This is a genomic window from Bacteroides sp. OM05-12 (genome assembly GCF_003438995.1).
Taxonomy (GTDB): Bacteria; Bacteroidota; Bacteroidia; order Bacteroidales; family Bacteroidaceae; genus Bacteroides.
On record NZ_QSUN01000015.1, the window covers coordinates 77,172 to 93,277 of the forward strand.

Genomic DNA, 16,106 nt, shown 5'->3' on the forward strand with positions numbered 1-16,106 from the left:
TGACACAGGTTCTGTTTTTTAGTGACTAAAGCCTATTTTCGTTACACTTTTACCCATCCTTTCCTCATTACAGATGGTGATAAGAGTTTCAACCGTGGGTACTGTATTACCGATGATTTCCTCCATCATGGCTTTGCGGACAACATTATCTATTTCACCACCACTGAAATCAAAACGAGAGGCAAGCCGAGAGGCTTCGGTTTCTGCCAGAATCGGCAATTTGTCACGCCAGATGTTGACCTTTGCTTCTATAGTAGGTTTGTCAAAATGTATCTTGAAAAGGAATCGGCGTTCGAATGCCTTATCAAGATTGTCTGCAAGGTTGGTAGTGGCCACAAGAATGCCATCAAGATTTTCCATTTCTTCAAGAATAATATTCTGTATGGCATTTTCAGTCTGAGCCACACTGCTGCTATTGGAGTCTTTACGCTTGGAAAATACTGCGTCAGCCTCATTAAACAGCAGGATAGGTTTTACTTTGCTTTTCTCACACAAACGGTGATATTTTGTGAACACGTCTTTTATAAGTTTCTCACTTTCGCCAAACCAACAGGTTTTAGTAGCCGAGATGTCAACGTGCATGACAGCACGACCGGTAGTACGAGCTATCTGCATAACACTTTCCGTCTTACCTGTGCCCGGCAGACCATAGAGCAAAATAGCAACCCCTGTACTCAGATGCTTTTCTTTCAACCGTGCACACATACTCGAATAATTACGATCATCCAAGCTATTTCGTAACATCAACAGTTGACGTTCCAGTTTAGGTTCAAAAAACAACTTCTTGGCTGTGATTTTATCAGGTGAAAGTAAATTCTTGTCTGAAATCTTATCTTCAAACAGAACTATATCCTCCTCAAGAAAAATTTCCTTGCCTTTGTCTGTCAATTCAAGAATCGCTCCGTCAAAGATACCGCCACCTGTCAATTCCACTAAACCATATTTTTGCAGAGGATACTGTCCGTCCTTAAAAGTGCACCTAACTTTCACCTCTTCCGATTTCGTAAATATTTCACCGAGTTGGCTTATTCTGTACGAATTCGAATCCACCATCTCATAGCATATCAAATAAAAGATGAGACGGTTTTGTACATCAGGCAGCATAAAACATAAACGGTTAATCATACTTAAATGCTGATTGGCATTTTCCAATTTTTCGACACTGCGGTATATTCTCCTTGATTTCGAATTATGATGATATTGGAAAAGGTCATTCAGTTCTTCACGTATTTTTTCAACGAAAGTATAACGATCAAGATTGGTGTTTGATTTAACAAAGACAGAAGAAGCTTCACCGAAAAGCAGACTAATTCCTTTATCGGTAAGATACAGGTCCGAGTTATAGTTATCCCAAAACTCCACTAAGCCGGCGGTTATCAGCGGATGTGTATTCTCTATTATCTGTTTCTTGATGCCGGTACGGTCTATAATGCGGTCATAAACATCTTGAAGAGTACGATTAAGATCTGAACGACCTCCATCACAATCATCTACAAAGTCTTTGCATAATTCATAAAAGAGAGTGCGATCTGCTATTTCCTTTACCAATTCTCTTAACTCTTTCACTAATGGTATATTCGAATGTTCATTTTCCATTTGTTCTGTCTGAACGAATACTTTTTCCGTTGTAATGCGACCATTGTCGCGTTCCTCTATAAGATGGTGTACCGCCTCACAAAAGTCGAATTGATCAAATGCATTTGCATTATCCGGTGAAATAAGATTAATTTCACGACCTTCTATGATGGCATAGAATATGTCAGCACAAAGCATAAATTGTTTTTTCGATATCAGCCATTCACTTCGGTTCTCCGCCATGATGTAGCCTTTGGATAATAGGGAGTTAATCGCCGGAACAAACTCCATAACATCCAATGCCGAACACCCAAAGTAATTGGAAAGGTCGCCCAAGTCAGTATTTTGGCACGAGCATTGTCGATCAAGAATAGCAACCAAAATCATAGTTTCCTCTTTTGAGGAGAGAAATAGCTCTCTTTTAATCGCTTCCAGCGTAGGTGTGATCAAATTGAGACGCTTCAATTTACAGTCTTTCAATTTAGAAGCAGCAATTCGTATATTCTGCATTAATGACACATTTTCCATATATCTTAAAATTTATGCCACAAAATTACGATCCGTCAATGCCAAATAAAGGCATAGGTTTTTATTATTTCCTTGAAAGATTGGTCGCGGCAATTTTGATAAGAACGCCTTCTCCACTCTCACGATGGCTCAATCCCCAAGCTACATCCGCATTGAAATCAAGTTGATTAAGGAATGTTTGCACTGATATCATCTCATCCATTTTCATAGGATTACCCACACTGTCACAAATTTGAAATAAGAATCTTTCTGCCGACATAATATCAAAATTAGGAGCAATTCGCATAGCTTCTACAAGAGCGGTATCAAATGCATTTCCAACTCTGTTAATGCCATCACCATATCCCTCCACAAAAATAACATTCCTTGTTCCACTGATTAGGTGATGAAACTCATCTATATCCAACCGTATGGGATCACCATCAAAGAAACCGAACCAAAGTTCGACTTCTCTGATAATTTCTTCTGCCGGATTCATAATAAAACGACTTTCCATAATATTAGTTTCGTTTACGAATAATCCAAGTACGTCCCTCATTCATTGAGAAAAACAGACCTTTGTCGGTAGTTCCCATCAATTCCTTTCCACCATCCATGAGATCTGAGAAAACCCCAGTATTAGAACTTCCCGGATACCGTATTATCCATGTACGACCTTGATTAGTAGAGAACTCCAGTTTCTTACTATCCTTGGGAGAGATACGTATCATCTCTTTCTCCCGATTAATCATTGTAGGCATAATGCTTTTGTTTATAAAGTTATTTGTTACTATTAACGATGCAAAGATAATGAGGTAGTTATGCCAAAATGAATCATGATCCGGATTGTTTTGTGATAAAATCAAATAGAGGAAAAAGAAGTAATCAAAAGAGAAGTGGAGCACAAAGCCATCCCAAACCATACTATCTAATACAATTTTGGCGCGGACTGTATGAATCCGCGCCAAAAGAAAGAATTTACAAGCCGCTCCGTTTCCCTACAAGTTCAAAGCCTTACGGGTATTTGTACTTCCGTCATTGAAAGTATCTACTTGGATAACGATTCCTTTTTCATCCGCCCGTACAGGTTGGCCGTATATGTTGTAAGTATCGGTACGTACAATTTTCTTATCAATGTTAGGACGTGTGATACCGGTTGTTATCAGACTTCCCTGCCCTTCCGTACCTTTAAATCCGTCGCTTTCCGTCCACACGGCACGCGCCGATGTGCCAACAGTATCACCTATACGGTAAACCATCTCTACGGAAAGTTTCTCGAACTCTTCGTATACATAGAATTGGAACCTGCTTTGAGAAAGCGAGCCAAAGAGGTCATAACTGTCATTAAAGCCGACCGGAATCTCTATCATCTCTTTCGTCAGGTTTTTATAATGTCCACCGTCTGCCAATGGCTTAAATGTATATAGCTGGTCATCAAAATAGACTCTGATATACATGCTGTCTTGTAGGATACGGTTTCCGTCTTCATCTTCGGCAACGTACCGGACTGCAAAATTCTTGCCGGGTACACTCTGATATGAAATATCGTTTATAGCCGACGGGATAGCCGGTTTCAGGTCAAATTCCGTTAACGTCAGGTCATGGCAGGCTTCACTGATGATTCCGCCCAGATGCATCACGTAATAATCCGGAGAGCTGAACGTATCGCCATCGATGTTCAACACATAATCATCTTTCAGTTCGTATGTATTGTCGCCTTCTTCATCCTGCCCCGTCACCGTAGCACCATGCAGATAGGTAGGAAACGGACCGTCACCGATGTAATCCCCGATATATTGTCCGGATGGGAATGTAATGGTCTTGCCGTTTGAAATACCATATATCCACGAATCATTCATGTATTGCATATAGTAGGACGCTTTCTGAATGAAAACGGTATCTCCGGAAAAGGCGACATTGGTCATATAAGAAACCTCTTTTTCATAATTCTTACTTGAGATATAGCTGATGGAATACAACTTCTTCTCCGCAGATGCAGAAGGAGAGACGGCTTTTTCATTGAACGGACGCATTTCAAAATTGAGCGCTCCGCTAAACGGCGTACCCTTTTTGGAGCTTGCCTGCACAACGACAATGCCATCCTCTGTCTTCAAATTATCTCCTTCTACAATCAATGTCAGGTTGTCCGACGGAGTATATCCGAATTCTCTGGGATATTTTTCATTGGGCACATAATCCGTCCCTGCAAACAAATAGACATCTATACTTTGCGACAATGAGGTATACACCCCCAGATACTGTCCGCACGGGATTTCAATACTGTTGCCTTTCTTGATGCCATACACCCATGCCCTGGGAAGTTGCGCCGCAATGCCTTGGATAAACACACTGTCTTTCTCACCATATACCACTTTGCCTCCCTTTTCGGTATATCCGTAATAAACATCGTCAAAGTAGGTCATATAGTTCAGTTGCTCACCCTCCGGAGTAGGACGCGGAACGGGCACTTCCTGCACATAAGTATCCGGTTCCGTACCGACATAAAAACGGTCGAACCCGGTTACATTCACATACTTGGCAGTTGTACAATGATGAATCGCGAAGTAATAGTCTCCACTTTCTTCGGGAGTGAAGGAGGTCTGTACTTTTGTCCAATCCGCCATTTCCTGAGCTTTATCTCCGGTATAGTCCATCAATACAGTGGTTTGCGCTTCTGCCGTACGCTCTTTACCGGCGGTTATTTCTATTTCCTCCAATATGCCGTCGAAGCCGGGGGCATAACACCATAAACTGATGTTATAGCTCTTTCCTTGTTCCAAACTTACAGCCGTAGAAATCGCCCATCCATTGCGTGAGGCCTTCTGATCGTATGCCGAAACCAAATTGTATTCACCGTCGATAGGACGCTTTCCGCTTACTTTGCCCAAGGTCATTTTATTGGCGGCATCTATTATCACCCAATCGCAACCTTCTTCAAACGACTGGATATAGACAGCTGCCGACTCTCCCGCCTGCTCAACGGCACGGGATATACCACCCTTCTTTTGTGCATCGACAGGAAATAGATTTTCAACGTTGAGTCTGCTCCCGGAAGTAACTGATTGCGCCATGCCTGTAATTGTACATAGTAACATGGTTGCCAACATAAAGTAAACTTTTCTCTTCATAAGATTCTTTTTTTGGATTACAACAGCAAATCTAGAGTTCTTTTCTTTATCATGCAACCGCTACCTTTTTGATTTCATGAATTTGTAACGGAAGTAAGCCGTTTGGTATCAATTAATTAGTTTTCTGCTGCTGTTGTATAGCCAACTGTTGGTAAATGGACGGATTGATACCGGTCGCTTTTTTAAATAACATGATAAAACTGCTTTGGGATTTATAGCCCACACTCTCGGCAATGGCCTTAATCGTGTAGTTGCCGTATTTCTTGGTATTCATCAATCGTATTTGCGCTTCCCGTATCCGGTATTCATTGATGAAAGTGCGGAAGTTCTTATTATAAGTTTCATTTATGATTTGCGACAGGTAGTGAGAATTAGTCCCGGTAAGCTCGGCAAGACGCGAAATGGAGAAGTTACAGTTAAACACTTCATCGGTATTCTCCATGACCACCTCCAGCCAGGCTAGAATCTGCTTACGCTGCTCATCGCTAATTACACTGGAAGAGCCACCCTTACCAGTTTCCTTTTCACCGTCCTGTTCGCCCGCATCGGCATCGGTTTGTTCCTGATTGTCTTTCAGCTGCCGAATGAGACTTTGAGCCTGTTCCAACTCTTTGGTCTGTTCCAGATGCTTTTTCCTGCTTTCCTGTTCGGCTCGTAGAATGATGGCATTTCTTTCAAACAGATCGACGTACGCTTTATGCAATTTCCGCTTTTGCCGGATGGTAATGGTCGTCAGCACAGAGAACAACAATAGTCCGAACAAGACACAGATCAACTGGATGCGAAACGTGCGTATTTGCTCCTCTTTCTCCTCCTTTTCTATATTCAGCCGCTTGATTTTCTCGTAGTTCTGTTCCATCTCATAGAGAAAGTGCGCGCTTTTTGCTTCGCTGAAATGATTCGTATCGAGCAAACTGTCCGACAATTCCCAATATTGCAACTTATAGGCCATCGCCTTCTGCTTTTCTCCATCCTCTTCGTAACACTCAACCAGTTGTTTCAAGGTATTCCGCAGATTGGGCAACAGGTTGTTTTCCGAGGCAAACCGGTAATTGGTCAACAAATAATGATAAGCGGAATCCCGCTTACCGGGCTGTTCCATATACAAAACTCCCAGTGTCTCATAAATAACCGACTGATGACCGGGTGCCAAGTGGGCTGCACGGGCATAATCGAGAGCGCGGTTCAAACAAGTGACGGCTTCCGCGTAACAACTGTCGTTGTAGTACAGCCACCCTTTATTCAGATGAGAATAAAAGATAACGGTAGAATCCTCCCCACCGAATTCTTCCACCAGCTCTCGGTTATAAAGCTCCGACTTATCCTTTATATTCTGATTACTGCAATGGCACGCCAGGTTCGTCAGAAGAATCTTTTCATTTTTCCGGTCATTGAGTTCCCTGCTCAAAACCAATCCTTTCTCAAAAGAGCTGATGCTGATTTTAAAATCGTTGAGAGATGAATATACACATCCGATATTATTGTAAAGTGCCGGAAGCAGTTCCATGAAATTATTCTCTTCACAATGCTGAATCCCCAGCATCAGGAAATCCAACGCTTTCATATAGTTATTCTTGCTATAATACGCCACTCCCGCCTCCTTACAGGCTTTGGCACATAAATATTTCTCAGCCAGAGGCATCTGGTTGTCATATCTTCCGGCCAAAAGGATATAGCACCCGATGGCGCTATCCAACTGGTTCCTGTTTTTATAGCTCTCCGATAGAATAAACAGACTGTCGGTAGGCATATCAGACAGTTTTCCATAATCGACCGATTCCGCCCCGATTAAAGGGATAAACCTATAATTTATTCCCAAGACGAGCAAAAGAACGGTTAGTATTCGTAGCTTATCAATAGTTCTTCTCATATCAGAGTACATAAATTTAGAATAAGGGGGGAATATATTTCCCTATTAATTACTAGGGCAATATATCAAGAAAATTCCGAATCTACAAGAAAGAAAAGAAAAATATCATCAGACAAAGAAAGGCAAGACGTCTTATAAAACAATCCCCCTGCTACCCTATCAAGATAAAATTCATCTGCACGTTCAATTAGTTTCACAATATATGGAACTCTTGTTTCATAATATATGGAACTAAAGTTTCACAAAATATGAAACTGACGCTTCTCCCTTGTCCGTTTCCCGATGCCTGCCGGAGTGATACAAAAAAAGAACGTGCGAACGTTTGGAAACCAAACGAACGCACGTTCACTAAATATGAAATTGTCTTCGATGTACTATGCAGCCAAAGCAGAACCCATCAAGAAAGTTGCAGCCAAAGCAACGATCGCATAAAGTTCCGGGAATACGGCAAGAATCAAAGTGTTACCGAATACGTTGTGACCCTGACCGATAGCGGCGATACCGTTTGCACAAACCTGTCCCTGACGGATAGCGGAGAACAATGCCACGATACCCAAAGCGATACCTGCGCCCAGTACGGCAGCAGCCTGAATGCCTGTGATGGCAGGAGTCAATACGTTGAAAATACTCTGGAACATGAAATAACCGGCAAAACCGTAAAGTCCCTGTGTACCCGGAAGGGCTGTCAATACAAGGAAGTTACCAAATGCGCTGTCATTCTTTTTTAATGCTCCGATAGCTGCGTTACCTGCGATAGTAACACCGTAAGCACTTCCGATACCTGATAAACCCACCATAACTGCGATGCCGATATAGGCAATCAATAAATTCATTTCCATAATTTGTTATTTTATTTGTTTGTTTCTAATGATTAATTCTTAAATAGTTACTTGTTTATTATTAACTCTCAATTCTTAATTGTTAATTATTAGTTCTTAAACTCTTAATTCTTAACTCTTAATTCCTAATTCGTAATTCCTAACTCTCAACTCTCAATTCTCAACTCTCAATTTCTAAACGGTTTATACTCCTTCCCGCCTCCTTCATAGCCGGAGTTCTTGAAGAACTCTACGAAGGTAAGACGCATCGGGTGAACCATTGCCCCCAACACGTTCATAAACATATTGATGGAGTGTCCGATAAGGAAGATCAATACCATGACAATAGGACCTGCAATGGCGTTGTCGGGGCTCATACCTACGGCAAGGCTGTTGAACACGCTGGCAAGGATACCTCCCGACAGACCGAGTGCGAACAGACGTACGTAAGACAGAATATCTCCCAACAGACCGGTAGCCATATTATAGGAATCCCACAGTCCCAAACCGATGTTCAGGAAGATGTTCTTTCCCGGACTGTTGAACAGGAAGATCATCACGGCGGCTATACCCAGTATCACCAGATGCGCGGTTCCTCCCATCGGCATCACTGCCGGCACTGCAAAGGCAAATGCCGTGCTCACCAATAAGAGTATCCACCCGATGGTGGCGATGGAGTATTTAAAGCCGAACTGTATTGCCTGATTAACGGCTTTCAGTATCATACCGAAGATAATCTGCACGGCTCCGAGTATCAATGACAAGTTAAACATCCACTGATTATCAAGGAACAACAGGTCTCTCATCTTATTGAAGAAAGGTATGTCGTTTCCGTAAAGGTTGAAGCCGAAGAATGTTCCTGTCAGCATACCGCAGAAGAAGGTAGAAATACCCAATATCTGCACCAGCGTCAAGATCGGTTTCATGGATGCACTGATGTTCTTTGCCACCATCCGGTAGATAGTTACCGCCAGTACCATGAACAATCCGTAGCCGGAATCGCCCAAACATAAGCCGAAGAATACCATAAAGAACGGAGCGAAGAACGGAGTCAAGTCCAGTTCATTATACTTCGGAAGCATGTAGAGCTTCATTATCGGTTCGAACAGACGGAAGAACCCTTTGTTGTTCAACAGAATAGGCACGTTATCTTCCGGCGTAGGGCTGGCTACTTCAAAGTAAACGTCCTGCGTCTCCAGATAGTCCACAATCTCCTGCTCTTTTGTAGCGGGAGCCCATCCCTGAAGCAACATCAACTTGTCGTCCACTGCTTTCTCCGTATTCAGAATCACTTTCGAGAACTCAATGCCGGAGTGTGTTTCTTTCAATGCCTCCTGCAATGACAACATATTCTCTTGAGCCACTTTCACAATTTTCTTGTCCACTTCGGCTATCGCTTCCTCCGTCTGCTTGCACAAGGCATCCAGACTGCTGAGCGAATAAGCGGACAGTTTGGCGGATTCCACTTCCAATTCAGGCAGTTCGCCCGGCTTGGTGACGGTGATGAAGTAGATTTTCGAGCCTACACGGTTGATTTCCGTAGCATGGTATTCGTTGATCCACTCCTCCTGAAACGCACTTTCGGTGCAGATATAGAAGTTGATCTGATAGCCTGCATCCTGCAAGCGCGTCACGCTTTCCGGCTCAAAGTCTCCCCACACTTCAAGAGATGTCCTCTCCTTGGTGTAAGCCTGTAACTGCTGTGTAAGGCGTGCCTTTTCATTCTGCAACTCCTCCACTTCTTCGAGTGCTTTCATACCGCGCGTAGCGTCTCCCTTCTGTTCCGTAACCTCCGCATTGAGCGTCTGGAGGAACTTCTGAGTGGCGGTAATGCGGGTAGACAGCTTAATGCTTTCCTGCAAATCGGCATTATCGGGTGTTCCCTGCATCTTCTCCGCTACATGGACTACGCCCAAGTCGCGAATGTTCTGCAAGAACGTTTCGTAATCCTTATAATATACAAGGAAAGTAAACTTCTTCATTTTTGTAATCATGCCTCTGCCTCCTTCCTTTTCTCCTGTATGGATTTCAAAATCTTTTGTGACGACTTGGAAAGGTTTTCCTCGTCCTCCATAAACCGTTTTATCTTACGCAGAGCGTCTTGATAGCCCGGTATCTGTACCTTCTCAAAAAGGTTTACTTTCTGAGTAGTTTTCTTACGCGCATGTTCCAGCAAGTTCAGTTTAGCGAGTGTAAACTCCCGTTCGATAGCTGTCTGTGCCAGATTCTTCAGGATATGTATCCCGTCCGAATACCACTTCGGGCTGTTGAACAAGCTAAACGGACGGATCTCGAAGTCTACATTCTCCAGCAACGGAACCCGTACGCCGGCAATCTTCCTGACTCCCAAATGAACGTCATTCACTTTTATCAATGAAGTGTCAAATTCATTCCAAAGTGCGAACATGGCTTCATAGGCTTGGATTTGTTTCTCCAGCCTCTCCTCCAGCACCACAGCTTCTTCCTTGCACTTCTTCACTTCCATGCGCAGTGCACTCTCCTTGTTCTTGATGATAGGGAGCGTACGCACACGAACCTTGAGCTGCTTTTCGAGCTGTTGGAGCGAGGTTTTATTATATTGAAACTTTATAGCCATTTTCTTTCGAAATTAATAATTAATAATTAAAGAATTAACAATTATGCGTGTAATGTGCGCTTTACTGCTTTTCCACGCAATCTTAATTATTAATTATTTCTCGTTCGGCCAATACTGGTCAACAAGTTCCTTCTTAATATTAACTTCTTCCGGACGGAAATACTTGCCGAACAAGCCCCAAGCCACATCCAACATCTCTGTCGTATTGAGGTTGACGTCTATCGCCAGCAACTGACCTGCATAGTCTTTCGCAAATGCCAACGTACGTTCGTCATAGTTGGTAAGGTCGAAACCATTCTCCATCTTCGTCTTCGCATTGGCGGCATCGGCATACAGACGCACGGCGGCATTCATCACCTGCGGGTGGTCTTTACGTGTCTTCTTACCGCTAACCAACTGTTTCAAACGAGACAATGAGCGGAACGGGTCTACGATTACTTTACCGATATCACTGTCACGGCGCAGGAACAACTGACCTTCGGTGATATAACCTGTATTATCCGGCACAGCGTGTGTGATATCGCCTCCGGAAAGTGTGGTTACAGCGATAATCGTGATAGAACCACCTTCGGGGAACTGTACCGCCTTTTCGTAAATCTTCGCCAAATCGGAGTATAACGAACCCGGCATGGAGTCTTTTGAAGGAATCTGGTCCATACGGTTGGACACGATAGCCAAGGCATCGGCGTATGAGGTCATATCGGTCAGCAATACCAATACTTTCTCGTTCTTGCCCACTGCAAAATATTCGGCAGCGGTCAGTGCCATGTCCGGAATCAACAGACGTTCTACCGGCGGGTTCTCCGTTGTATTTACGAAGCTGACGATTCTATCCAAAGCTCCCGCGTTGGAGAACACATTCTTGAAATAGAGGTAGTCGTCATTCGTCATACCCATCGCGCCCAGAATAATTTTATCAGTCTCCGCACGCAAAGCCACGTTTGCCATTACTTGGTTGAACGGTTGGTCGGGGTCTGCGAAGAACGGAATCTTCTGTCCCGATACCAATGTATTATTCAAGTCGATACCCGCGATACCTGTTGCAATCAGCTCCGACGGTTGTTTACGACGTACTGGATTCACAGACGGTCCGCCGATTTCCACTTCCGTACCCTCGATTTCCGGTCCGCCGTCAATCGGGTCACCGAAAGCGTTGAAAAATCTTCCGGCAAGCTGGTCACTTACCTTCAATGTAGGAGCCTTACCCAAGAATACCACTTCGGCATTCGTAGGGATACCTTCCGTACCCTCAAATACCTGCAAGGTAACTTCGTCTCCTGCAATCTTTACGACCTGTGCCAACTTTCCGTCGACCATGGCCAATTCGTCATACCCTACTCCCGTAGCTTTCAAAGCACACGTAGCTTTGGTAATCTGATTTATTTTAGTATATATCTTTTGAAATGCTTTTGTTGCCATATTCTTTTCTTTTATCCGACTTTCTTTTCGGCAATTAACGAATTCAATTCCTTCTTGTATTGCTCATACTTTTCAGACTTAAATTCTGAATAGTTCATCTGCTTGCACACATTTATCATCTTCTTGAAGTAGTCCATTACCTCTACGAAGTTATCGAAAGCAAACTCCGTGTGACAAATATCGATTACCATATTCAGGATTTCTTCCTGACGCTCCATCGGAGTTACGGCATCGATATCGTCGAATGCATCCTGTTGCAGAATCACGAAGTCGATCAGTTCCGATTTCCAGAAGGTCACGTGATATTCCACAGGCACACCGTCGTCACCCAAGATATTAATCTGTTCGGCAATTTCCTTACCACGAAGCAAACGGGTCTTGATTTCATTTACTTTATTCAACCAGTCGCCGTTGATACGTTTCTCGATATATTCCTCAAATTCAGGATATTCGATATATTTTGAATAAGAATCGATCGGGTTTACAGCCGGATAACGTTTACGGTCGGCACGTTCCTGTTCCAAAGCATAGAAGCAACGGGCCACTTTCTTCGTATTTTCCGTTACAGGCTCTTTCAGGTTACCACCCGCCGGAGATACAGTTCCGATGAAAGTGATGGAACCGGTCTCGTCATTATCGAGCTTCACATACCCTGCACGTCCGTAGAAGTTGGAGATGATGGAAGACAAATCCATCGGGAACGCATCAGGGCCAGGGAGCTCTTCCATACGGTTGGACATCTCACGCAACGCCTGTGCCCAACGTGAAGTAGAGTCCGCCATCAGCAACACCTTCAATCCCATCGAGCGATAATACTCGGCAATGGTCATGGCGGTATATACGGATGCCTCACGGGCAGCTACCGGCATGTTTGAAGTGTTGGCGATGATGATGGTACGCTCCATCAATTTACGTCCCGTATGCGGGTCTACCAATTCCGGGAATTCGGTAAAGATTTCCACCACCTCGTTCGCACGTTCACCGCAGGCAGCGATAATCACGATATCGGCTTCCGCCTGTTTGGAGATAGCATGCTGAAGCACCGTCTTACCCGTACCGAACGGGCCGGGGATGAATCCCGTACCACCTTCCACAATCGGGTTCACGGTGTCGATTACACGAACACCCGTTTCCAGCAATTTGAATGGTCTCGGTTTCTCCTTATAATTCGTCATCGCCTTCTTAACAGGCCATCTCTGAATCATATTTACATTTATATCGTTGCCATCCTTATCCGTAATCACGGCGATGGTATCTTCAATCTTATAGTCGCCTTCGGCAGCTACAGACTTCACGGTATATTCTCCTTCCAACGTGAAAGGCACCATAATCTTCAACGGCTGGAAGTTTTCATCCACCTCTCCCAACCATGCAGAAGCCTTTACTTTATCCCCTGCCTTAGCCAAGGGTAAGAAATGCCATTTTTTTTCCTTGTCGAGCGGGTAAGTATATTCGCCGCGTTTCAGGAAAACACCATTCATCTTATCCAAGTCGTTTTGCAGACCGTCATAATTGCGTGACAGCATACCCGGGCCTAAAGTCACCTCAAGCATGTGTCCTGTAAATTCAGCTTCGGCACCTACCTTCAGTCCACGTGTACTTTCAAACACCTGAACATATACATTGATACCTACCACCTTAATAACCTCCGCCATCAGCTTGTCGCCACCTGTAAAGATATAACATATCTCATTTTGAGATACAGGTCCGTCAACGATGAGGGTTACCATGTTGGCAATAACGCCACTAACAGTTCCTTTTGTTGCCATATATTATTTTATTTATTACCTGAATTCTGCGGGAATTTGCACTTCGTTCTTCAAAGAATCTATCATCTTACGGAACAACTCACTTCCCTTTTCCTTATCCAAAGATATCCAACGCTCAATCATCTCCAGCCGGAGCAGAAAGACGAATATACGTTCCACCGTGAAATAATTGAAGAACACGGCATCCTCCATCCAATTCCATTTCAAGAGGTCGATCTTGCGTTCTCTATCCACCAGTTCGTCCGTCTCGCTGATACGCAATAATTGTTCGAAATATTCCAAAGTACCGGAGATTCCGAAATCACGGGCGTTAGACGTACGGATAGCTTCACTCACTTCCGTATTACCTACAATATTGGGGGCTACCTCTATCTTATACTTGCGTGCGGTAAGAGCCGAAAGCAAGTTGTTCACATTCAGATTGAACTCAAACCATGAAGAGACAAACTGATTGTCACAGTTCATCGCATAGTCATAATAATAAGCAGCCAGCATATTTTCCGGCAGGAAAGTTTCATCACCGGAAGATTGAAGATAAGCGGAAATGAAGTCAAACAGATACGAAGGATAAGTCTTGTCCCAAGCATCCCCGTCCTTTACCGAAGTAATGATCGCATTCAATTCGTCCGCGGAGAAGTTTCCTCTCGAATCGATGGCGGCATCCTTATCTTTGAGAAGCTTCAAAAGATTCGCATTATCAAATTGCAGATAAAACAAATCCATCAGTTTTCGGTCTTCCTCAGACAGTTCCGGATAAATTTCGGTTTTAAAGTTAGTTACCGTATAGCTCAGCTTACCATCTTCCAGCGTCAGATCGGGCAAACCGGCTACTAAGCAATAGTATGTACTCATAATGGAAGATTAAAAGAGCATTTCTACTAATTGAGGACGCAAGAATGCCTTGAAATAGTTTTCAAACTCTTCCTCACCGAAGTTGACTTTGTACGAACCATCGGCAGGAGAAACAGAGAATAAAGTCTTCATCCCGTTCACTTGCTCTATCTTCACACCTTTATCCAACAAGTCTTTTGCTTTGGCAGCGAAGAACTTCTTCAAAGATTCGGCATCGGCGGTCGAAATAACGATCGGTTCGTTTTCAGACCATTTAGATGCAAGCGCAACGATGAAACTGTTCAGAAAATCCTTATCGCCTGTAAAATCTTTCACTGATTTCGTGATGATTTCATTAGAGAGCAAAGAAGCGATTTCCGATTTCAATGCATTAACCGATTGCCCTGCAAACAACTTCAATTCTGATTTAGTATTTTCCGCCAGCTCGTTTGCAGATTTCTGAGCAGCGGCAACGATTGAATCTGCTTCTTTCTTAGCATTTTCAACGATTTGTTTAGCGTCTTCTTGAGCCTTTTGAATAAGCTTCTGTGCTTCTTCGTTTCCTTTTTCCACACCTTCATGATAAATCTTATCAGTCAGCTCTTGAATTTTGTTTTCCATATCCACGGATATTTTAAAAGGTTTATATTTATTTGTTCTGGATGCAAAGATCAGAATAACGGGCAAAACAGCGTTGTTCACAACCTCCCGTTAATTCGCCCAAATGTACAAAAATCAATTTAATAAAATAGAATAAAAAAGAAAAAATATATCAACTTAGTAGCAAAATGGATGTAGGACTATCAGATAAGAGACACTTTCTTATCATTTTGACTGTATATACCTATATATATAAGCAAATGACATCTTTTTTGAATGATTTGACTCATCCGATAATCGTTGGGGGGTAAGCATAGATTACCTATAAGTTTCATCCTTCAGCTTGTCCACTTCCGTATCATCAGGTTGTTTGAAAAAGACATAAAGACATTTGCAGACAAACATACGGTCGATTGTCTGCAAACGATAGGAGTTTACAAACAATCGACCGTATGTTGAACAACAGAACTGGATAAGGAGTCAAAACAAAAAAAGCGATCTTGGAAGAATAAAAGGAAACCAAGATAACAGTAACAAGGGAAGAAGGAATAATTCGGCAGAAAAGGATAAACAAGAGTATATACCTAATATATAAGCAAATGATATTTTTTCCGAAAGAAAGGAGAAGTCCGAAGGCTATTTCCGGCAGGAAACAATACAGCACAATCATTCCGGGACAACACGATGGAAGAGAACAAGCAATACAGGAAGTAGCGGTACACCCCGAAACAGTAAACTCCACGGTAAACATCTATTTCCGGTATAATCAGCATAGCCGGTATATCTATTATCATAGTGAAGGGAACACGGGGGGAAGGGCGAAGGAGGAAGGGTGAGGGAACGGTACATAACAAAAAAAAGAGTCCCTTCCGATCACTCGAAAAGGACTCTCTAATAAAACGGCAGCTACCTACTCTCCCACTGTTACGCAGTACCATCGGCGTGACCGGGCTTAACTTCTCTGTTCGGAATGGGAAGAGGTGGAACCCCGGT

General features: G+C 43.2%; 13 protein-coding genes and 1 rRNA gene. 1 reads left to right on the forward strand and 13 read right to left on the reverse strand.

Translation table 11 applies throughout. The features are described 5' to 3' along the window. Positions 1-18: 18 nt before the first annotated feature. The 12 genes from DXB63_RS12105 to DXB63_RS12160 form a co-directional block, all read right to left on the reverse strand. Entirely contained in the window at positions 19-2,103 is a 2,085-nt protein-coding gene (locus tag DXB63_RS12105; protein WP_122126680.1) for an ATP-binding protein, read from the reverse strand. Between the two features lie 64 nt (positions 2,104-2,167). Then, a complete protein-coding gene (locus DXB63_RS12110) occupies positions 2,168-2,599 on the reverse strand; it encodes a hypothetical protein (protein ID WP_122126681.1) in 432 nt (143 codons plus the stop codon). A 4-nt stretch (positions 2,600-2,603) separates the two neighbouring features. Continuing rightward, positions 2,604-2,843, reverse strand: a complete 240-nt coding sequence (locus DXB63_RS12115) for a hypothetical protein (protein ID WP_122126696.1) — start codon at positions 2,841-2,843, stop codon at positions 2,604-2,606. 237 nt (positions 2,844-3,080) lie between these two features. Further along, positions 3,081-5,210 (reverse strand): carbohydrate binding domain-containing protein, encoded by a 2,130-nt coding sequence (locus DXB63_RS12120; protein WP_122126682.1) that lies wholly within the window; start codon positions 5,208-5,210, stop codon positions 3,081-3,083. A 112-nt stretch (positions 5,211-5,322) separates the two neighbouring features. Next, positions 5,323-7,080, reverse strand: a complete 1,758-nt coding sequence (locus DXB63_RS12125; RefSeq protein ID WP_158563677.1) for a helix-turn-helix transcriptional regulator — start codon at positions 7,078-7,080, stop codon at positions 5,323-5,325. Positions 7,081-7,454: 374 nt separating this feature from the next. Beyond that, positions 7,455-7,919 carry a V-type ATP synthase subunit K gene (locus tag DXB63_RS12130; protein WP_122126684.1) on the reverse strand — a complete coding sequence of 155 codons (465 nt, stop codon included), beginning with the start codon at positions 7,917-7,919 and terminating at the stop codon, positions 7,455-7,457. A gap of 167 nt (positions 7,920-8,086) precedes the next feature. Beyond that, a complete protein-coding gene (locus DXB63_RS12135; RefSeq protein WP_122126685.1) occupies positions 8,087-9,892 on the reverse strand; it encodes a V-type ATP synthase subunit I in 1,806 nt (601 codons plus the stop codon). Then, a complete protein-coding gene (locus DXB63_RS12140; protein ID WP_122126686.1) occupies positions 9,889-10,494 on the reverse strand; it encodes a V-type ATP synthase subunit D in 606 nt (201 codons plus the stop codon). Before DXB63_RS12140 ends, DXB63_RS12135 begins: the two co-directional genes overlap by 4 nt. A 93-nt stretch (positions 10,495-10,587) precedes the next feature. Next, positions 10,588-11,913: a V-type ATP synthase subunit B gene (locus tag DXB63_RS12145; RefSeq protein WP_122126687.1), complete on the reverse strand. Its 1,326-nt coding sequence runs from the start codon at positions 11,911-11,913 to the stop codon at positions 10,588-10,590. 11 nt (positions 11,914-11,924) lie between these two features. Continuing rightward, positions 11,925-13,682: a V-type ATP synthase subunit A gene (locus DXB63_RS12150; RefSeq protein ID WP_122126688.1), complete on the reverse strand. Its 1,758-nt coding sequence runs from the start codon at positions 13,680-13,682 to the stop codon at positions 11,925-11,927. Between the two features lie 15 nt (positions 13,683-13,697). Continuing rightward, positions 13,698-14,534 carry a DUF2764 domain-containing protein gene (locus tag DXB63_RS12155; protein WP_122126689.1) on the reverse strand — a complete coding sequence of 279 codons (837 nt, stop codon included), beginning with the start codon at positions 14,532-14,534 and terminating at the stop codon, positions 13,698-13,700. Between the two features lie 9 nt (positions 14,535-14,543). Next, complete coding sequence (locus DXB63_RS12160; RefSeq protein ID WP_122126697.1) at positions 14,544-15,134, reverse strand: hypothetical protein; 591 nt, start codon at positions 15,132-15,134, stop codon at positions 14,544-14,546. Between the two features lie 578 nt (positions 15,135-15,712). Between DXB63_RS12160 and DXB63_RS17810 the strand changes: the two genes are divergently transcribed. After that, on the forward strand, positions 15,713-15,949 hold the full coding sequence (locus DXB63_RS17810; protein ID WP_122348240.1) for a hypothetical protein: 237 nt from the start codon (positions 15,713-15,715) through the stop codon (positions 15,947-15,949). Between the two features lie 61 nt (positions 15,950-16,010). Here DXB63_RS17810 and rrf read toward each other — a convergent pair. After that, a 5S ribosomal RNA gene (gene rrf / locus DXB63_RS12170) occupies positions 16,011-16,106 on the reverse strand; the annotation flags it as partial.